Origin of the sequence: Bacillus sp. FSL R9-9497 (assembly GCF_038005805.1) — a bacterium.
Classification (GTDB): Bacteria; Bacillota; Bacilli; order Bacillales; family Bacillaceae_G; genus Bacillus_A; species Bacillus_A cereus.
This window is the reverse complement of sequence record NZ_JBBOTY010000001.1, coordinates 830,426-850,340: the sequence shown is the minus strand read 5'-3', so window position 1 is coordinate 850,340 and position 19,915 is coordinate 830,426. Positions and strand designations below refer to the sequence as shown.

Genomic DNA, 19,915 nt, shown 5'->3' with positions numbered 1-19,915 from the left:
TAAACCTATTTTGAAAGAACATATATATACATTAAATATTTCAGATGAACATCCAAATAGCATTACTTTACCTTACGTTTTTTCTATTACACCACCTATTACATCCCTCTCCTTCGGCATACGTCATATAGCAAGTGAAGAAGTAAAAATTCATTATTCCTTTACTCGCGAAATTATTATTGGAAAACATATTGCCGAAAAACTTTTACTGCCTCAATCAACTACTATTCATGCATTCACACAAAACCAAACAATTATTTTCGGACCATTGATCGGCATTTTCACAACTGGCTTTAACGATGATTCTTCTAATCCTTTAGGAAATCGTTCAATCGCTCTCAGTGAGTTGTTAACACCACCATTCTCATTACGACCGTTCGTATTCGTCTTTGGCGTTCAACATATAAACTGGGAAGAAGAAACAATTGAAGGATATTTCTTTCGAGAGAAACAATGGATAAAGAAAAAGGTTCCTTTACCAAACGTCATTTACGATCGACTACCGAATCGACAAGCGGAAAATTACAAACCAATTGTCAGAGCAAAAAGAAAGTTAGAACAAGACTACTCCATTCCATGGTTTAACCCAGGGTTTTTCAATAAATGGGAAGTTCATCAACTTCTTATGAAAGACGAATCAATTAAACCCTTATTACCAAATACAGAAGCATTTCAGCATTTTGAACAAGTAGAACGGTTTCTTGGCACATATAAATCAGTGTACATGAAACCAATACACGGGAGCTTCGGTAGAAATATTCATCAAATATTTTATTCTCAAACAGAAAATTGCTACTACTGTCGTTATCGCGAAAATGAAGAAAACAAACTGAGAAAGTATCAATCATTAGAAACTCTTCTAAACCATGTACTAAAAGGGCATGATTTAAAAAAGTTTATCGTACAGCAAGGTATTTCGTTACTTCGCTTCGATGGGCAACCTGTTGATTTCCGCATTCATACAAATAAAAATCATTTCGGTAATTGGATAGTTAGTGCAATCGTCGCCAAAATCGCCGGCAAAGGCAGTTTAACAACGCACGTAAATAGTGGCGGTAATACAAAATTGCTACAAGAGCTTTTTCCAGATTCAACGAAACAAGTTCAAATTGAAAATAAATTAAAACATACTGCCTTACAAATAAGTTACGCGCTCGATGAACAAGTAACCGGAAATATTGGAGAAATCGGTTTTGATATCGGTTTAGACACAAAGGAAAATCCGTGGTTATTTGAAGCCAACTCTAAACCTGGGCGAACTGTATTCCAAGATGCCAAATTAAAAGAACAAAGTGAACTGACACGCCAATTATTTTACGAATATGCCGTCTACTTAACTGAACATTCTCTACGTGATACAAAGGAAAAAATGTCTCAAATAAAATCAGGGGCTTCATCAAACACCGAACATATCCCTTCTCCTATGATTCACTCACAAATACAAAAACAAAAACTTCCACCTAGATAATAAGGTGGAAGTTTTCTATTTACACAAGTTTTACTACAACCTCAGTTTCCACATTACATACTCCGCAATAAAAAATATGATTGCAATATTCATTTGAATTATTATGCGTTAAACCATCTACTGCACTTAATAATTCTTGATCCATATAGGCACTATAATCGTCTATATAATCTACAGACTTCCCATAATCTTGGAGTATACTTTGGCAATTTTGACAAGAATATGTTTGTGATTCTAATGCGTTGCAAAGCGGGCAAATCCCCATCATGATTCCTCCATACGTTATCGTTTAAAGCCTCTCTTTTTTAGAGTGAAGAGAGCAACCTATCCAGACATAGGAGTGCCCACTCCATCCCTACTTAAAATAGAACTATAAAGTTGCTACCGATTTCATTTTTATTTCAATAAATCCTATATAAGAAGCTAATAATTAGCCTACAAGTAGCAGGCTACAATGAGAAAATTATATTTAATATCCTCCTTAGTTTGGCCTGTTTTCTTAAAAATACAACGATTACTCTTATTTCATAATTTACGAAATCAATAAGTTTTTTTACAAAATTTACAAATTATTATTTTGTATATCTTTCTAGGTAACATCCATACTATGAGTACAAACTTAATTACCGATGGATTAGCGCCAATCGGGGCGATAATCTGGTTCAACTCCAGCTAGTCCAACCAAAAAAACTTTTATAACTCTAAGGAGGATATATTCCTATGGCAAACCAAAATTCTTCAAATCAATTAGTAGTACCAGGTGCAACAGCTGCAATCGATCAAATGAAGTACGAAATCGCTCAAGAATTTGGTGTACAATTAGGAGCAGATTCTACGGCTCGCGCTAACGGTTCAGTTGGTGGAGAAATCACAAAACGTCTAGTTGCAATGGCTGAGCAAAGCCTTGGCGGATTCCACAAATAAATATATATGGCAAAAAGGTCTCAAGGCATATGCCTTGAGACCTTCCTTAATTTATTGCAACATTTGTAAAAACTTCTTCGTACGTTCTTCTTTTGGATTTGTAAATACTTCTTCTGGTGTACCTTGTTCGACAACGACACCACCATCCATGAAAATAACACGGTTCGCAATTTGATGTGCAAAACGCATTTCGTGCGTTACAATAACCATCGTCATGCCTTCTTTAGCAAGTTCTTTCATTACTTTCAGAACTTCTTGAACGAGTTCAGGATCAAGCGCTGACGTCGGCTCATCAAATAGTAACACTTCCGGCTCCATCGCAAGCGCGCGCGCAATTCCAACGCGCTGTTGTTGTCCGCCTGATAATTGGAACGGATATAAATCCACTTTATCTGCTAAACCAACTTTTTCAAGGAAATAGTTTGCTTTTTTCTTTGCTTCTTCTTTCCCCATCTTTTTCACTGTAACGAGCCCTTCCATTACATTTTGAAGTGCTGTTAAATGCGGGAATAAATTATGGTGCTGGAATACCATACCTGTTTGCGTACGAAGATTAACAATATCTTTCTTCGTTACTTTTTGAGAGAAGTTAAGCTCTTTATTACCGATACGAATATTACCAGCGTTTGGTGTTTCTAATACATTGAGACAACGTAAGAATGTCGTTTTACCAGATCCAGACGGCCCAATAATAACAACAACCTCGCCCTTCTCAACTGTTAAATCTATATGCTTTAGTACGGTATTATCTCCGAAACTTTTTTGTAAGTGCTGAATTGAAATCATAAAAACAAAAACTCCTTTTGTAAAAGGATTATTTTAATGTGTAGCGTTCTGAACGCTTTTCTAACATCTGTTGTACGATTGATAATAAGAAACAAATAACCCAATAAATAAGACCTGCTTCAAAATAAACAATTAAAAACTCGTAGTTCATCGCCGCAATTTCCTGCGCTTTTCGGAACATTTCTGTTACTAAAATTAACGATGCTAACGAAGTATCTTTCACTAAGCTAATAAATGTATTCGAAAGCGGTGGGATTGATACGCGCGTTGCTTGTGGTAAAATAACACGTTTTAATGCTTGTGGATATGTCATCCCAATTGTATAAGCTGCTTCCCACTGCCCTTTCGGAATGGAAAGGATAGAAGCACGAATAATTTCAGATGCATATGCACCGACATTTAATGAAAATCCAACAACTGCTGCTGTATATGGCTCAACTTCAATATTAAGAGTTGGAAGACCATAGAAAATAATAAATAACTGTACAAGAAGTGGCGTTCCGCGAATGATAGATACATAGATACGAGCAATCCATTGTAAAATACGACTACCAGAAATACGTGCAAGCGCTGTTAACGTTGCCAGTATAATCCCGATAATAAATGTAATAAGCGTTAATGGAATTGTTGTAAAAACAGCTTCCTTCAGCATAGGCATGAAGGAAGTCTGCATAATATCTATCCAAGTAGACAATCGATCTGAAACCAATGCACTACTTAGATACATTTTCACCGAACCATTTTTTCGTTATTTTGTCATACGTACCGTCTTTTTTCATATCTTCTAACGCTTTATCTACTTCTTGTACAAGCTTATCGCTACCTTTACGGAATAAGAATCCACTTTCTGAAGCTTCTTTTTCAGTATCTACAATTTTAATTTTCGCATCTTTTTTCGTTTCTAAATAATTTAATACTGATAACTTATCATTAATTGTAAAATCAACGCGTCCTGAAGCTAATAATTCTGCCGCTTGGCTAAATCCTTCTACACCAATAATTTCCGCACCATTTTTCTTAGCGATATCTGCATAGTTACTCGTTAAAGATTGTGCTCCTTTTAATCCTTTTACATCAGCAAATGTAGCAGGCTTATCTTTATCTTTTGCAATAACTAATGCCGCTGAAGATGAAACGTATGGCTTAGAGAAATCGTATTTCTTTTGACGATCTTCACGAATACCAACTTCGTTTGCAACCATATCGAAACGTTTTGCATCAAGGCCAGCAAGTAAGCTATCCCATTGTGTTTCTTTAAATACAGGTTTTACACCTAAACGTTTTGCAACTTCTTCTGCTAATTCAACGTCAAATCCAGTTAATTTATTGCTTGAATCGTGGAACGTAAATGGTGGATATGTACCTTCTGTACCAATTACAAGTTCACCGCTTTGTTTAATCTTTTGTAACGCGTCTTGACTAGCTGTATCTTTTTTCTCTTCTTTACCGCAGCCGGCTACAATCCCAATCGCTAATGTAGTTACTGCAAGCACTGAAAATAATTTCTTCATGATAGTAATCCTCCAAGTATTCTGATAGGAATTTAAAAACTATATTGATTGTATGCAATCTTGAACAATTTTTCAATGAAAATGTTCTTATTTAGTTTATCCTTTTTCTTCATAATCAAACAAAAGGGAAAAATAATGCTACATACAAAAAATAAGTAACATTTTTTAATATAGCATTTATTGTACGAAAGGTAAAATAATACTTCTTATTTAACTGCCCTGATTCACTAAAAAAAGAACTTGTGAAAATCACAAGTTCTCCACCTTACCTATTAAGCGCTCTGGTTCCCTTCCATTTGCGTTTTGTACATATCGTAATAACGCCCGCGCTTTTTCATTAGCTCATCATGAGACCCTTTTTCTAAAATGGTTCCTCTATCAAGCACAATAATTTGATCTGCGCTTTTAATTGTTGAAAGTCGGTGAGCGATAATAAATGTCGTTCTTCCTTTTTTCACAACTTCTAGCGCTTGTTGAATCATCGCCTCTGTTTCTGTATCGATACTAGATGTCGCTTCATCTAAAATTAAAATGGCTGGGTCAAAAGCGAGCGCCCTAGCAAACGATATAAGCTGACGTTCTCCGGTTGAAAGAGTACTTCCTTTCTCCGTAATTTCTTCATTTATATTGTTCGCAAATCTTTCAGCACCAACATCACGCAATGCTTTTACGATGCGCTCTTTTGAAATTTTTTCATTTTCTAAACTTACATTAGATGCTACTGTTCCGCTAAATAAAAACGGATCTTGCAGTACAATTCCCATATGTTCACGAGTTGCTTGTTTCGGCATCTCTTTTACATCATGACCATCAATCGTAAGCTTTCCTTTTTCAAACTCGTAAAACTGAAAGAGTACGTTCATAATAGAACTTTTTCCTGATCCAGTATGACCGACAAGTGCCACGGTCTCGCCTTGTTTCGCTTCAAAAGAAATATTTTTTAGCACTTCATCTTTCCCATTATAAGAAAACGATACATTATCAAACTTCACATTTCCTTGTAAGCGAGGCATACGCTCTTCTTCTACTGCTTCTCCTTTTTCCTCTAACAATTCAAAAACACGCTCTGATGCAACACGCGATTGTTCTAAGTTAGCAAGCTGATTCACCATATTTGTAATCGGTGAGAACAATCGTGTTAAATAATCAACGAACGCATACAGTATCCCTAGAGAAATGACGCCTGTAGCACTTAATGAAGCTCCACCGAAATACCAAATCACACCTGTGAAAGCGATATTTCTTAATACGGATACTAAGTTATGCGAAGTTGCTGCATTTAAATTCAAAATTTTATTTTGATACTTAAAATAATCGCCATTTAATTCTTCAAACTCTTTTTTCGTTTCACGCTCTTGACGGAACGCTTGAATAATTGGCATCCCTTGAATGGATTCATTTACTGTTCCGTTAATATCAGATAAACGCGAACGCATTTTATGATTGTATACAGACGCGTACTTTCTATAAAGAATTGCCCAAACGATTAAAATCGGGATAATGAGTAAACATAACGTCGCCAATTTTACATCAAGTAAAAATAGCGCAGCGAATATCCCAATAATATAGATGATACTTGAAACGAATGTCGCAAGTACCGTTACGTATAGATCACGAATGGCTTCCGTATCATTCGTTACACGCGACACAATTTTCCCTGCTGGTAAATGATCGAAATAACGAATTGGCAACGTTTGAATATGAGAAAAGACATCTTCCCTCATAATTTGAATAATTTTGTTCGCTGCCTTCTGTAAGAAAAATTGCTTTCCGTATGCAAATAATGAAACGACTACTAATAAAGCAAAATAGCCACCACCAAGTAGGAGTAAACGGTTTATTTCTGGTTTATAAAACGCAAACACTTCTTCTTTCGTCAATGCTTTCGCTTTATACACTTGCACCGCTTTACCATTTTGAACGGTAATCATATCACCTTTTACAGTCCGTGACCCTTCCGCATTTACTTTATTCGGTACAAAATAATATTGAAAACCGACTTGCATCACGCGTACTTCTTTTCCTTTTTTCTCACCTTCCTGGAAGCGATCGCTTCGCTTATAAAAGGTGCCATTATACGAAACAGCCTCTTCACTCTTTTCTGTTTCATACCAAGGTTTCTCTATTCCAACGATATGATCGTCAATCATCGTTTTCGCGACGAAAGGACCAGCAAGCTCTGCGATGACGAAAATAAATAACATTAGCATCGCTGCAAAAATCGTTCCTTTCACTTTCATCGCATATTGAAACAATCGTTTTGAAACGCTCATATTTTCACCCCACTATCCGCACTTTCACTTTCCCCTTGTTGTCTTTCAAACTGCTCCGCATACCAGCCTCCCTTTTGGATAAGCTGATCATGCGTACCTTCTTCCATCACTTCTCCTTCATCCATAACGAGAATCCAATCCGCATGTTGTACGGCAGATAAACGATGCGTCGTAATAATTGTCGTCTTTCCGCTTCTTTCTGTTCTTATATTTTCAATAATTGCTGCTTCCGTACGAGCATCAACAGCTGATAAAGAATCGTCCAAAATTAATATTTCTGGGTTTTGAATAACAGCCCGCGCAATCGAGATCCTTTGCTTTTGCCCTCCCGATAAAGAAACACCCTTCTCTCCGACAAGCGTTTCTAATCCTTCTGGTAAAAACTCTAAATCCTTTTTAAACGCCGCAATTTCAATTGCTTTCTCAAGTTCTTCTTCCGTCGCTTCCCTATTTCCGAATAAAATATTTTCCCTTGCTGTTTTTGAGAATAAAATATGTTCCTGCGGTACATATCCAATCCAGCCGAGTACATTTTCATTCGTCATTTTATCTAACGTCACATCAGAGACTGCAATATCTCCATCTCCAAGTGGATATTGGCGAAGGAGCTGACGTACGAGCGTCGTTTTTCCGCTTCCTGTTTTTCCAACAACCCCAAGCGTTTCCCCTTGTTTTAATGTAAACGAAACCTTTTTTAAATTTGTTTCAGTTGATGAAGGATATGAAAAGGTAACGTCATCAAACTGAATATAATCCGGCTCTTGTACAAGCTTTGGATGTTTCGGATCCTTAACATCCGGTTCATACGCTAACGTTTCATTTACACGGTCAAGCGAAGCATTTCCTCTTTGCATAACATTAATTAATTCGCCAATTGCAAACATCGGCCAAATCATCATCCCTAAATACACGTTAAATGAAACGAGTTCACCAAGTGTCACCTTTGATTGAAATACAAGATATGCACCGTACACTAAACCAATTAAATAACTAAGACCGACAAGCATTTTCACAGTTGGCTGGAATAGTGCATCAATTCTAGCTACTTTCATATTCTTTTCGTAGACGTCATCTCCTAATTGATGAAATCTTTCCTGATCTGCATTCTCTTGTACATACGCACGAATAACACGCACGCCAGCAATCGATTCTAATACTTTATCGTTCATATCACCGAACGCATCTTGCGCAACTGTAAATCTTTCATGCAATTTCTTTCCATATATATTCATCGCATACGCCATAATTGGAAGCGGTATAAGTGCTGCAAATGTAAGCTCCCAACTAATTGTAAATCCCATCATAAAGACAATCGTAAGCATATATAAACTCGAATCAACGAGCGTTAATATACCGAAACCAGCTGTCATAGCGATTGCTTTTAAGTCATTTGTCGCTCTCGCCATTAAATCACCAGTACGATTTTTTTGATAAAAAGTCGGCGTCATCTTAAGTAAATGGCCCATAAATTTAGAGCGCATCGTCTTCTCCAGTACGAATGCACCACCAAACAATTGATGTTGCCATACGAAAGTGAGACCATATCCAACTATGGTAACCCCAATTAAAATAAGAATAGACTGTATAATAGCTTCGTTTGATAACGTTCCTGTTTTTATATTATCAATCGTAACCCCTAACACTTTCGGGGGAATAACTTCAACTATATTCACAATTAAAAGAGCTCCAATGGCGATACTATATCTCTTCCAATGCTCTTTAAAAAACCATTTTAACTTTAGTAATACTGATAACAATGTAACCTCTCCCTTCTCGTTCTCGTTTACCTCTCATTTCTTTATCCACTATCCAGACCCATCACATTTACATTTCGTAACCCATACAATCTCATCACATTTTTCCACCTTCCAAAGTTTTATATAGTAGCATGGAAAATAAACAAAAAAAAGCATACCGCCGCTTGACGATATGCACAAAAATGCATAAAAAGCGTACGTTACGATATACGCAACGTACGCTTTTTATAAGACAAAGATGCCCTATATATCCGCACGGGTTGCGTAATGATATGAATGTTTTCTGCCATTTAACAGAGCTAAGCCCATTACATTTACGATTACAATCATTACGCACACCCCCTTCATTTATTTTCCATTTATAATCTTACAACTTTATTGAGTATTCTGTCAATTGTTTTTTTACACATGGAATAAAAATATATGATGCATCATTTTGAAATAAGAGAATGTTCTGCAAGAAAGGGCATACAAAATAAAAAAGGAATAAGAAATCGTTTTCACAAACATTTCATTTGAAAAATGTTATCAAACCCCCTACAATCACCTTATACTCACTCTTACAAGTTGCTATTTTAGGAGGACTAATCATGACAACTAGCAATACGTACAAATTTTATTTAAACGGAGAATGGAGAGAAAGCTCTTCAGGAGAAACAATCGAAATTCCATCTCCATACTTACACGAAGTAATTGGACAAGTACAAGCAATTACTCGCGGAGAAGTAGATGAAGCAATTGCATCTGCAAAAGAAGCTCAAAAATCATGGGCGGAAGCTTCTCTACAAGATCGCGCAAAGTATTTATATAAATGGGCTGATGAGCTCGTAAATATGCAAGATGAAATTGCCGATATCATTATGAAAGAAGTCGGTAAAGGATATAAAGATGCGAAGAAAGAAGTTGTTCGTACGGCTGATTTCATTCGTTACACGATCGAAGAAGCTTTACATATGCACGGAGAAAGCATGATGGGCGATAGCTTCCCGGGCGGTACAAAATCTAAACTTGCGATTATCCAACGCGCACCACTTGGTGTTGTATTAGCAATCGCACCATTTAACTACCCAGTAAATTTATCTGCTGCAAAACTTGCACCAGCATTAATTATGGGTAACGCTGTTATTTTCAAACCAGCCACTCAAGGTGCAATTAGTGGTATTAAAATGGTTGAAGCACTTCATAAAGCTGGCCTTCCAAAAGGTCTTGTAAACGTAGCTACAGGACGCGGTTCTGTAATTGGTGACTACTTAGTAGAACACGAAGGCATCAATATGGTATCGTTCACAGGTGGTACAAACACAGGTAAACATTTAGCGAAAAAAGCTTCCATGATTCCACTTGTATTAGAACTTGGTGGTAAAGATCCTGGTATCGTTCGTGAAGATGCTGACTTACAAGATGCTGCAAACCATATCGTAAGCGGTGCATTCTCTTACTCTGGTCAACGTTGTACAGCTATTAAGCGTGTACTTGTACACGAAAACGTAGCGGACGAGCTTGTTGGCTTATTAAAAGCGCAAGTAGCTGAACTCTCAGTTGGATCTCCAGAACAAGACAGCACAATCGTTCCATTAATCGACGATAAATCTGCTGACTTCGTTCAAGGTTTAGTTGACGACGCTGTAGAAAAAGGTGCTACGATTGTTATCGGTAACAAACGTGAGCGTAACTTAATTTACCCAACATTAATCGACCACGTAACTGAAGAAATGAAAGTTGCTTGGGAAGAGCCATTTGGCCCAATCCTTCCAATCATCCGTGTTTCTTCAGATGAGCAAGCAATTGAAATTGCTAACAAATCAGAGTTCGGTCTGCAAGCAAGTGTCTTCACTAAAGACATTAACAAAGCATTTGCAATTGCTAACAAAATCGAAACTGGTTCTGTACAAATTAACGGACGCACAGAGCGCGGCCCTGATCACTTCCCATTCATCGGTGTAAAAGGTTCAGGTATGGGTGCACAAGGTATTCGTAAGAGCCTTGAGTCTATGACACGTGAAAAAGTAACTGTATTAAACTTAGTTTAATCTTATAAAAAGAAGCTGATCTATTTATAGATCAGCTTCTTTTCTATATAAATACTTCCAAAAAACGGAGTATTTCGTTCTACTTCCGATTTGGTTTTCCAAATCGAACTAAAACATGCCATAATAATTTTAATTCCTGAAGCACTTCTTCATAAGTTCCACGATCACTCCAAGATAATGGATTGCGTTTCAAATCTACTACAGCAGAGCCAATTATATTTGCATCGATGCAATGATTCCGTGCAATGCGTCTTGCTAAAGATGGCATTTTTGAACCTCTAAAATCCATCGGAACTTCGTCTACCATAAGTACAAAACCGATGTGCCAATACAAATCTATAGCATACTTCAGGCAAATTTCTTCTAAAACTTTCCCTACATCCGTACCCTTAAATGAAGGATCTGCAACAAGCGCCTCCACGTCTTCTTTAAGAGAAATCTCTCCATGAATTTGCGCTTCAATATAATGATTAAGATTACGGGCTGGCTCTTTGCTTACTAAATCTATAAACGGCCTTTTCAGGTTAGCTAGTAAATGATTAATTAATATTGTTGGCGTCAAATTCCCTTCACCAATTGCAAAATCTCTTACGAATGTCTCTTCCAAAAGAGCAGCTAAAATCATATCAAACTCCTCATAAGTCCCCTTTTCTTTCGGATCTTGATGCGAATCTAAATATGTATATGTAGAGCGCGAAGAAACTTTTGGAGATAAGAGAAAATAACATGAACCAAAACGCGGAGCCGGCCCATCTGGATGTAACATTAAATTTAGCGCTCCGTATTTTGGCCGTTGATCATTCGTTACGCCTTCTAATTGATATGCCCCTCCAAATATTCTCTTTTCCCAAAGGTCACGTTCACCACCAGGATAAGCAGATACGCTTCCATTAGATAGCAACGTTTCAAATTGACTTTTATATACTCCTTGCTCAAACAGTGCTTCAGCGATACTTTTCATATTCAAATCTAATCTGTCTGGATGAAAGTGTAAAGCAATCCTTGCATGAGATTTTAAATTAGCGACAGCTTCTTCAAATATTTCATCTGTAATATTAGACATTTTAAGTATATGATTAATCGTTGCTTTAGCCCCACGTTTTTCGTTCTCTGCATATTTTGAAATATACTCTAAAGCAAATAATTGAGATCTTAATAATTCCATAATCCAATCTCCCCTTTAATTGAACTGCCCTTAAACACTTCAATTAAAAGCTTATTCTTTCCTTCTTATGAAACGAACCTCATTTATAAAAAAAAGTAATTTACTAAATCTTAATTATGTATACACGCATTTTTCATAGGCAAATGTACACATTCTACAGAAATTTGATACCCTAGCCATCGCTCAGCGATATGTTCAAATGATAAAACAGATCCCGTTGTAAAAAAGCGATGCTTCGGATTCAGATTGTCAGACAAAATTCCTTTGTGCTGTAAAATGGTACTTAACTCTATCGCTGTTTCTTCTGCCGAACTAATAATCGTTACAGCCTCTCCTAACTCACTTTTAATCACAAACTCTTCTCTATAATCTGATTATTACTATATCCATTGACGTATAAAAATTCATTTGTTACTCTTAAAGACGTTAATTTAATATTTAAATCCTCATTCGTATCTCGGTGAGGTAGAGGTTGCAATCATTAAGAGTATCATTTCAGGAGATGTAGTGGCATTGATGAAGGAATGAGAAAGGAATGTTTGCCGAAGTAAGTCGTGTCCACCATGCACGCTTGCTGGGTCTGCATTTAATAAGTGCAGAACTGTCACAAACGTTTCGTTTGTGGAGAGCTATCGAGAGGTATGTCGCGGGTTTCTTATAAGATAGAAAGCATGTAGCGGCAAATTACGTGCTTTTTTTGTTTTGTTTGGGACTTCTCTTCCTGACTCAGGAAGACATACATATCTCCTCGCTTGACTTGGTTATACTAACTTTGGAGGTATTTTCTATGCAACAAAAAAAATGGGGCTTTTGGGTACTAACAGCTTTCGTTGTCGGTAACATGGTTGGCGCTGGTATTTTCATGGTGCCAAGTACGTTGGCACAAACAGCAAGCCCACTCGGTGTCACTTTAGCTTGGTTAACTACAGGGTTTGGTGTTTTAATGCTAGCTCTTGTTTTCGGTAATTTAGCAATTCGTCGTCCTGATTTAACGACAGGACCACAAAGTCATGCATATGCTTTATTCTCAACACCAAAAAAGAAAAAAATGGCTGGATTCAGTATGGTATGGGGATATTGGGTTGCAAACTGGGCAAGTAACGTTGCCATCATTACATCATTTGCGGGATATTTATCACTCTTCTTCCCAATTATGAAAGATACGCGACTACTATTTTCAATCGGCTCGTTTAACGTAGAAGTCGGAAAACTAATTACATTTACGATTTGTTCCATCTTACTTTGGGGAACTCATATTATATTAACGAACGGTGTAAGCGGAGCTGGAAAACTAAACTTCTTAGCAACAACAACGAAAGTAACTGGATTCCTTTTATTCATCGTCGTTACGTTATTTGCATTCGAAGCTTCTAAGTTTGGACAATGGTACACACCGATGATTGATAAATCAGGTGCATCACACGGTCTTCTTTCACAAGTAAATTTAGCTGCTCTTACAACGCTTTGGGCGTTTATCGGAATTGAATCAGCCGTTCTTTTATCAAACCGTGCTGTTTCTCCAAAAACGGTAAAACGTGCAACAGTTGCGGGATTACTTATTACAGTTGCGATTTACTTAGGAATCACAATTTTAACAATGGGTGTACTTCACGTTGATAAATTACAAGCTTCTGAACGTCCATTAGCAGATGCACTAAATGCTGCAATGGGTCATGGCGGCGGGAAACTGATGGCATTACTTGCTCTTACTTCCCTGTTTGGTTCTATCTTAGGCTGGATTTTATTAAGCTCAGAAGTACCTTATCAAGCAGCAAAAGAAGGTTTCTTCCCTTCCTTCTTCACGAAAACAAATAAAAAAGGAAGTCCAATTTACTCATTACGATTAACAAACATTATGTCGCAAGTATTCCTATTCTCAACATTATCAGGAACCATTGCGGAAGCTTATACATTCGTTATTACCGTATCGACACTGGCCTACCTCATTCCATATCTCGTTTCACCAATCTTCCAGTTAAAACTAGTCGCAACTGGTGAAACATATAAAAATGAAATGCGGGCAAGAATTACAGATGGCATAGTCGCAGTTATCGCACTTTGCTACGCACTATGGGTTATTAAAACCGGCGCATCCGATATAAAAACGTTCCTTCTCGGAATTGGTTTATTCGTAATTGGATTTGCTTTCTATCCATTAATGAATCGTGATCAGAAAAAAAATAACGAAAAGAAAAACGGGCAAGTTGCATAACGCAATTTGCTCGTTTTTTCTTTTGTAAAACATATATAATAGAACAAAGAGGTGAAAAACATGTCAATCGAATCGCTATGGAGCAGTCGCTTCCAACAACATATTCAAAATATCATTACATACTTTGCACGTATGATTAACGGTTTACTATATAGCTTTATCTTTATTTCATGTGTTGGTGCATATTATTATGCTCAGTTTCTAAAAGCATCTCCTTCTAAAGGAATATCTTTAATAATTATAACGATTGTACTTACGTTCATTATAACGAGATGCCCTATCCGTACATTTATTCAGAAACCTGACGCTGTCTATTTACTAGCACTAGAAGAGAAATTAACATCTTATTTCAAAAAATCTCTTCTATATAATTACATCATTCAGCTTTTCCCATTATTATTTACGTTCCTTATTCTCGTACCACTTGCACTGCAATCATTGCAATTAACGGTTCCTTTCTTATGTACAATCTTTATCGTTTTAATGGTTACGAAAGCTTGGAACATGTACATACATTGGATGTGGCGCGATAGTCATGAAAAAAATATATGGCTGATCATCCGTATTACTTGTAACGCCCTAATCATTTACATGCTGTTTTATTCCGCAAATGTTCTCATATTGGGCGGACTACTCTTACTACTTGCTTTCCTACTTCTATACACGAAAAAACAGCCTACAAAACGAATACCGTGGGATTACATAATCGAGCAAGAAGAAAAAATGAACGTTCGTTTTTATCAATTTGCTAGCATTTTTACCGATGTTCCGCAACTGAATAAACAAGTAAATAAAAGAAAATGGCTTACAAATTGGATTGAACCTTTATTACATAAAAAACAAGCAACTTTCTTCTATTTACATACACTCGCATTTTTACGTGGGAATGATTATTTCGGTATATATATTCGCTTAGGATTAATTGGTGCCTTCGCATTATATTTTATACCAAATATATACGTAAAAGGCGCTATCGCTTACATCGTTCTATATATGATTTCTATGCAGCTCCGTTCACTGTGGAAATATTTTTCGGGAAATATTATTGCAACATTATATCCAATTGGTACTGCAGAAAGAATGAAGCAATTTCTTAGCTTAATCTTTATATTGCTAAGTATTCAACTCATTGTATTTTCGAGTGTTATACTCATTGCTACAGGTCAATTTTTACATAGCCTTATCATTATGATTGTCGGGTTACTCTGGATCAAATTTATTATTGTACCAAAAACGAAGCAACGCGTTTCTTCGTTTTAACGAAAAGAAATATCTTAAACGCCAAGGAGAAAATAAATTATCCTTGGCGTTTTTATTTTGCTTCCTCAAACAAGAATCACTGAAACAACCGATATTTTATGATTTTTACATACAAAAACGATAATACATGTTTACGACCTAATAAAAAGGGTATCTATTAATTAACAGAGTAAAGGAGGGGCCTATATTGTGAATAAAAAAACGGAACAATTGAAGCATCACGTTACTGACAATCAATGCAAACATGCTTTAACAACAAATCAAGGGGTAAAAATAGCTGAAGATGAATTTTCTTTAAAGATGGGCTTAAGAGGCCCAACCTTAATGGAGGATTTCCACTTTCGCGAGAAAATGACCCATTTTGATCACGAACGAATTCCCGAAAGGATTGTTCATGCACGCGGGGTTGGCGCTCATGGTTATTTTCAGCTTTATGAATCTTTAGAAACATATACGAAAGCAGATTTTCTTACTAATCCTTCAAAGAAAACACCTGTATTTGTACGGTTCTCAACCGTTCAAGGTTCTAAAGGATCCAACGACACAGTAAGAGATGTACGCGGATTCGCCACAAAATTTTATACAGATGAAGGAAACTATGATTTAGTGGGTAATAATATGCCAGTATTCTTTATCCAAGATGCTATTAAATTTCCTGATTTTGTCCATGCAGTTAAACCAGAACCACATAATGATATTCCTCAAGGAGCTAGCGCTCATGATACCTTTTGGGACTTTGTTGCGCATAATCCTGAGTCCACTCATATGGTCATGTGGCAAATGAGCGACCGAGCTATTCCGCGTAGTTTACGAATGATGGAAGGTTTTGGAGTTCACACATTTCGACTCATTAACGCAGAAGGAAAAGCCCATTTCGTAAAGTTTCACTGGAAACCTACCCTCGGGGTTCATTCATTAGTATGGGATGAAGCTCAAAAGATTGCCGGGAAAAATCCTGATTTTCATCGTCAAGATTTATACGAAGCAATTGAAAAAGGGGATTATCCTGAATGGGAGCTTGGATTACAGCTAATTCCAGAAGAAGATGAACATAAATTTGATTTTGATATTTTAGATCCAACGAAATTATGGCCAGAAGAAGAAGTTCCCGTAAAATTAGTTGGTAAAATGACACTCAATAAAAATGTTGATAACTTCTTTGCTGAAACAGAGCAGGTAGCTTTTCACCCTGGTCATGTCGTACCAGGTATTGATTTTTCAAATGACCCTCTTCTGCAAGGAAGATTATTCTCCTATACAGATACACAATTATCTCGTTTAGGGGGCCCTAATTTCCATCAAATCCCTATCAATCAACCCGTATGTCCTTTTCATAATAATCAACGTGATGGTATGCATCAAATGCAGATTCATCGCGGTCAAACAAGCTATCATCCTAATGGATTAAATAACAATCAACCTGCAACCGTCCAAGCCGAACAAGGAGGATATGAACATTATCAAGAAAAGATTGATGGGCATAAAATTAGAGGTCGCAGTAAAAGCTTTCTTAACTTCTATTCTCAGGCTAAACTTTTCTACAATAGTATGAGCCCTATTGAAAAGCAGCACATAAAAGAAGCTTTTTGCTTTGAAGTTGGGAAGTGTAAATCAGACATGGTGAAGGCAAATGTAATTGCTCTTCTAAACCACGTCGATCGTCAATTAGCACAAGAAGTCGCTAACATTATTGGAGCTCCTTTACCTAAGGAAAATCACGAAGTAAATTCAGATGCAAAATCACCTGCACTAAGTATGTCCAATACTATTTTTAAATCTGATTCCAAAAATGTTGCAATTCTATTAAATGGTGACCCAAGCGTCTCACTTCTGTCCGAATGGATTCAAGCTTTTGTACAACACCGAATTAACTATAGCATCATAGATAATAAAATTTATCAGTTCAATGATTCCATTAAAGTAACTGATACTTATACAACAACAGACTCCTCCCTTTTTGATGCAGTATTAGTGTTTAGTAGTGAGTCTGTCATTCAACCCCCTGTTTTAGAATTTGCAGAAACTACTTTTAAACATTTTAAACCGATAGCTCATGTCCTTAGTAATCCTCATGCTTTGGACCATAGTAAGATTAAACTGGATGGAGCAGGAGTTTACAACTTAACAAATACTTCAATTGAATCATTTATAGAAGGCATTGCCCAAGGAAGATTCTGGAGCCGATAATATAATATAAGGAGCGGATTAGGATGAGTAAAAAAATTGCTATTTTAATAACGGATTATTTCGAGGATACAGAATACACAGAGCCAGTAGAAGCTTTTAAACAAAAGGGATATGAATTCACAACTATTGAAATGGAAAAAGGGAAAACGGTACACGGTAAGCAAGGAAAAAGTGAAGTCGTGATTGATAAAAGTATTGATGATGTTTCTCCAGAGAACTTTGATGCCCTCTTCATACCGGGTGGATTTTCTCCAGATATACTTCGTGCCGATGAACGTTTTGTTCGCTTTAGTAAAGCATTTATGGATGCGGAAAAACCTGTTTTCGCTATTTGTCACGGACCTCAGCTACTCATCACTGCACAAACACTTGAAGGACGCGATGTAACTGGATATAAATCTATTGAAGTCGATTTAAAAAATGCCGGCGGGAACTTTCATGACAAAGAGGTTGTCGTATGTCAAAATCAGCTAGTAACAAGTAGACAGCCAGAGGACATCCCAGCGTTTATTGAAGAATCGTTGCGTATATTGGGATAGTTATTATAGGTTAGCCAAAATAGCTGTTTAGCTACTTTGGTTAACCTTTTGATTTGTATAAAAAACAAAAAGAATCTCATTTTCAATAATCTTTTGAGACCCCCTCTTTTCTTGCCCCCAAATTTCTAATCACTTTTCATAGGCATTTCTCATATAGTGAAAATGACTATACGATTCCTATCCATAAGTTAAATAATGATTTTACACATATATAAATAAAAAAAGATGGGAGCCTTATTTATGAATAACAATCCACCTTCAACGCCCCCAAATCCAACGGAAACGAATAATAATGAAGTGAGCTTACAAACGTTACGCATCATTGGGCTTATTGTACTGATTAGTGGCTACATATTAGTAGCGCTTTCTGAAGTAGGCACATTAAAAAATCTTTTACTACAGCCTAGTACTACTCCAAATTTAGCTGAAGTTGATCCGTTCTAAAAATTATATAAAAAGCGAGTCCCAGTATAACTGGTTCGCTTTTATATAGTTTCATCCAATTTGAGAAACATTTCTCTCATCCTCATACTGCTCTTTCCCTATCGCCTTCATAAATAATAAAATACTGCTCATACCAACGATAAAGTACAGAGCACTCATACCCCAAGATGCAATAAATGAACCTAGCATAACACCTAATGCCCCGTTCATTTTTGCCACTTGAAAGACCATTCCGTTAATCGCCATATAAGAACCTCTTGCCTCATTTGGCACCATATCTGCCATAATAGATTGACGCACTGGCACATACATCATCTCGCCTACTGTTTGGAAAAGCCCTGCAATTAATAAAATCCATAAGCTATTGCTCGTTCCGAGTATTGTAAATCCAATCGTGTAAATAAATAAGCCTACATATAAGATTTTCAAATCGTTGAAGCTTTTCAGCATTTTAATAAGAAGTGCTGAACATAACACAACTAAAATTGTATTCTCTGCAGAAATCCAGCTCAGCATGCGAATACCTGTTAAATCAAACGTAAAACCATTCCCGAATAAAAAGTGCACCGTTTCAAATTCCTTCTGCAAACGTACCCCTAAATAATTATTAATTTGAAACTCTAACGATAATGTACATATACTCGCTGCACAAAAAATTAAAAATGCTTTATCTTTCATCACGACTTTATAACTATCTGCCATATCTTTTAATACATTTTTCTTCTCCATCGTTTTTCGTGCTACATACACTTCTTCCATATACACAGCCATCACATATAAAGTCATAATGGCAACAAGCGTTAATACGATAAACAATTGTAGTCTATAGTTTTCAAATAGTAATCCTCCAAATATCGCTCCAATCGCAATCGATAAATTAATAGCCCAGTAATTAATGCTGTACATCACTTTTCGATTTTCAGGTGTACTCACATCAATTAACATCGCTTCTGTCGCAGGATTCATAAGTCCCGATCCTAAACTATTCACTAACATAAACACAAATGTTAACCACGGTGAGTCAACGTAATCCGAATTCGCAACTCCCATACAAGCAATGGAAATGACTTGTATACTTTGACCGATAATCATAACCTTTTTACGCCCAAGCCGGTCTCCAACATATCCACCGTATAAACCAATTACTAATGAAGCTATGACATTAATAAGTAGTAACGCACCAGCAATCGCACTACCTAACTTTATGGAAAAATAAATCGCCATAAATGGAAAAATCATCGTAGACACAGTACGTGTTAAAAACGATGTTATAATTCTAATTTTTATATTTCGATGCATACTCCAAAATCCCATTGTTTCCCCTCCTTATGCTTACTTATTTTACTTTGAAAAAAAGGA

General features: G+C 36.6%; 16 protein-coding genes, 1 pseudogene and 1 riboswitch. Of the genes and pseudogenes, 8 read left to right on the top strand and 9 right to left on the bottom strand.

Annotated elements, in window-relative coordinates; genetic code table 11:
• Nucleotides 1–10 precede the first annotated feature (10 nt).
• Nucleotides 11–1,468 (top strand): YheC/YheD family endospore coat-associated protein, encoded by a 1,458-nt coding sequence (locus MKY21_RS04420; protein WP_044796360.1) that lies wholly within the window; start codon nt 11–13, stop codon nt 1,466–1,468.
• 19 nt (nt 1,469–1,487) lie between these two features.
• Here MKY21_RS04420 and MKY21_RS04415 read toward each other — a convergent pair whose 3' ends face one another.
• Nucleotides 1,488–1,733, bottom strand: coding sequence for a hypothetical protein (locus MKY21_RS04415; protein WP_000510474.1), 246 nt, complete (start codon nt 1,731–1,733; stop codon nt 1,488–1,490).
• A 455-nt stretch (nt 1,734–2,188) separates the two neighbouring features.
• Here MKY21_RS04415 and sasP point away from each other — a divergent pair, with 455 nt between their 5' ends.
• On the top strand, nt 2,189–2,392 hold the full coding sequence (sasP, locus tag MKY21_RS04410) for a small acid-soluble spore protein, SasP family (RefSeq protein WP_000013338.1): 204 nt from the start codon (nt 2,189–2,191) through the stop codon (nt 2,390–2,392).
• Nucleotides 2,393–2,443: 51 nt separating this feature from the next.
• Here the strand turns inward: sasP and MKY21_RS04405 are convergent, their stop codons facing one another.
• The 5 genes from MKY21_RS04405 to MKY21_RS04385 all read right to left on the bottom strand — a co-directional run bounded on the left by MKY21_RS04405 (nt 2,444) and on the right by MKY21_RS04385 (nt 8,719).
• On the bottom strand, nt 2,444–3,178 hold the full coding sequence (locus MKY21_RS04405; RefSeq protein ID WP_000623610.1) for an amino acid ABC transporter ATP-binding protein: 735 nt from the start codon (nt 3,176–3,178) through the stop codon (nt 2,444–2,446).
• A gap of 28 nt (nt 3,179–3,206) precedes the next feature.
• Nucleotides 3,207–3,905, bottom strand: a complete 699-nt coding sequence (locus MKY21_RS04400; RefSeq protein WP_000281499.1) for an amino acid ABC transporter permease — start codon at nt 3,903–3,905, stop codon at nt 3,207–3,209.
• A complete protein-coding gene (locus MKY21_RS04395; RefSeq protein ID WP_000732843.1) occupies nt 3,892–4,689 on the bottom strand; it encodes an amino acid ABC transporter substrate-binding protein in 798 nt (265 codons plus the stop codon). Before MKY21_RS04395 ends, MKY21_RS04400 begins: the two co-directional genes overlap by 14 nt.
• 272 nt (nt 4,690–4,961) lie before the next feature.
• A complete protein-coding gene (locus MKY21_RS04390; protein ID WP_016117246.1) occupies nt 4,962–6,962 on the bottom strand; it encodes an ABC transporter ATP-binding protein in 2,001 nt (666 codons plus the stop codon).
• Nucleotides 6,959–8,719 (bottom strand): ABC transporter ATP-binding protein, encoded by a 1,761-nt coding sequence (locus MKY21_RS04385; protein ID WP_086391564.1) that lies wholly within the window; start codon nt 8,717–8,719, stop codon nt 6,959–6,961. Before MKY21_RS04385 ends, MKY21_RS04390 begins: the two co-directional genes overlap by 4 nt.
• A 590-nt stretch (nt 8,720–9,309) precedes the next feature.
• Between MKY21_RS04385 and gapN the strand changes: the two genes are divergently transcribed.
• Nucleotides 9,310–10,749 (top strand): NADP-dependent glyceraldehyde-3-phosphate dehydrogenase, encoded by a 1,440-nt coding sequence (gene gapN / locus MKY21_RS04380; protein ID WP_000213630.1) that lies wholly within the window; start codon nt 9,310–9,312, stop codon nt 10,747–10,749.
• A 79-nt stretch (nt 10,750–10,828) separates the two neighbouring features.
• Here the strand turns inward: gapN and MKY21_RS04375 are convergent, their stop codons facing one another.
• A complete protein-coding gene (locus MKY21_RS04375) occupies nt 10,829–11,914 on the bottom strand; it encodes a DUF3626 domain-containing protein (RefSeq protein WP_341075527.1) in 1,086 nt (361 codons plus the stop codon).
• Between the two features lie 110 nt (nt 11,915–12,024).
• Nucleotides 12,025–12,273, bottom strand: a pseudogene (locus MKY21_RS04370) (glutamate racemase); the annotation flags it as partial.
• Nucleotides 12,274–12,372: 99 nt separating this feature from the next.
• Nucleotides 12,373–12,554: riboswitch (Lysine riboswitch) on the top strand.
• A 147-nt stretch (nt 12,555–12,701) separates the two neighbouring features.
• On the opposite strand from MKY21_RS04370, the gene MKY21_RS04365 reads away from it, so the two are divergent.
• From MKY21_RS04365 to MKY21_RS04345, 5 genes are all read left to right on the top strand, one after another.
• A complete protein-coding gene (locus MKY21_RS04365; protein WP_001186301.1) occupies nt 12,702–14,126 on the top strand; it encodes an amino acid permease in 1,425 nt (474 codons plus the stop codon).
• 60 nt (nt 14,127–14,186) lie between these two features.
• The gene (locus MKY21_RS04360; protein ID WP_074625337.1) at nt 14,187–15,386 is read left to right on the top strand and encodes an ABC transporter permease; all 1,200 of its coding nucleotides are present in this window, start codon (nt 14,187–14,189) and stop codon (nt 15,384–15,386) included.
• 189 nt (nt 15,387–15,575) lie between these two features.
• Entirely contained in the window at nt 15,576–17,573 is a 1,998-nt protein-coding gene (locus MKY21_RS04355; protein WP_001036536.1) for a catalase, read from the top strand.
• 23 nt (nt 17,574–17,596) lie between these two features.
• Nucleotides 17,597–18,112 carry a type 1 glutamine amidotransferase domain-containing protein gene (locus tag MKY21_RS04350; protein ID WP_000037532.1) on the top strand — a complete coding sequence of 172 codons (516 nt, stop codon included), beginning with the start codon at nt 17,597–17,599 and terminating at the stop codon, nt 18,110–18,112.
• Between the two features lie 240 nt (nt 18,113–18,352).
• Entirely contained in the window at nt 18,353–18,556 is a 204-nt protein-coding gene (locus tag MKY21_RS04345) for a hypothetical protein (protein WP_001063862.1), read from the top strand.
• 51 nt (nt 18,557–18,607) lie between these two features.
• Here MKY21_RS04345 and MKY21_RS04340 read toward each other — a convergent pair whose 3' ends face one another.
• A complete protein-coding gene (locus tag MKY21_RS04340) occupies nt 18,608–19,870 on the bottom strand; it encodes an MDR family MFS transporter (protein ID WP_000508215.1) in 1,263 nt (420 codons plus the stop codon).
• Nucleotides 19,871–19,915: the final 45 nt, after the last annotated feature.

What these genes read in the sequence shown, in the direction of transcription:
- gapN (WP_000213630.1), top strand. Translation starts at nt 9,310, where the DNA reads ATGACAACTAGCAATACGTACAAATTTTATTTAAACGGAGAATGGAGA.
- MKY21_RS04405 (WP_000623610.1), bottom strand. Translation starts at nt 3,178, where the DNA reads ATGATTTCAATTCAGCACTTACAAAAAAGTTTCGGAGATAATACCGTA.
- MKY21_RS04375 (WP_341075527.1), bottom strand. Translation starts at nt 11,914, where the DNA reads ATGGAATTATTAAGATCTCAATTATTTGCTTTAGAGTATATTTCAAAA.
- MKY21_RS04390 (WP_016117246.1), bottom strand. Translation starts at nt 6,962, where the DNA reads ATGAGCGTTTCAAAACGATTGTTTCAATATGCGATGAAAGTGAAAGGA.
- MKY21_RS04415 (WP_000510474.1), bottom strand. Translation starts at nt 1,733, where the DNA reads ATGGGGATTTGCCCGCTTTGCAACGCATTAGAATCACAAACATATTCT.
- MKY21_RS04395 (WP_000732843.1), bottom strand. Translation starts at nt 4,689, where the DNA reads ATGAAGAAATTATTTTCAGTGCTTGCAGTAACTACATTAGCGATTGGG.
- MKY21_RS04350 (WP_000037532.1), top strand. Translation starts at nt 17,597, where the DNA reads ATGAGTAAAAAAATTGCTATTTTAATAACGGATTATTTCGAGGATACA.
- MKY21_RS04345 (WP_001063862.1), top strand. Translation starts at nt 18,353, where the DNA reads ATGAATAACAATCCACCTTCAACGCCCCCAAATCCAACGGAAACGAAT.
- sasP (WP_000013338.1), top strand. Translation starts at nt 2,189, where the DNA reads ATGGCAAACCAAAATTCTTCAAATCAATTAGTAGTACCAGGTGCAACA.
- MKY21_RS04365 (WP_001186301.1), top strand. Translation starts at nt 12,702, where the DNA reads ATGCAACAAAAAAAATGGGGCTTTTGGGTACTAACAGCTTTCGTTGTC.
- MKY21_RS04400 (WP_000281499.1), bottom strand. Translation starts at nt 3,905, where the DNA reads ATGTATCTAAGTAGTGCATTGGTTTCAGATCGATTGTCTACTTGGATA.
- MKY21_RS04360 (WP_074625337.1), top strand. Translation starts at nt 14,187, where the DNA reads ATGTCAATCGAATCGCTATGGAGCAGTCGCTTCCAACAACATATTCAA.
- MKY21_RS04340 (WP_000508215.1), bottom strand. Translation starts at nt 19,870, where the DNA reads ATGGGATTTTGGAGTATGCATCGAAATATAAAAATTAGAATTATAACA.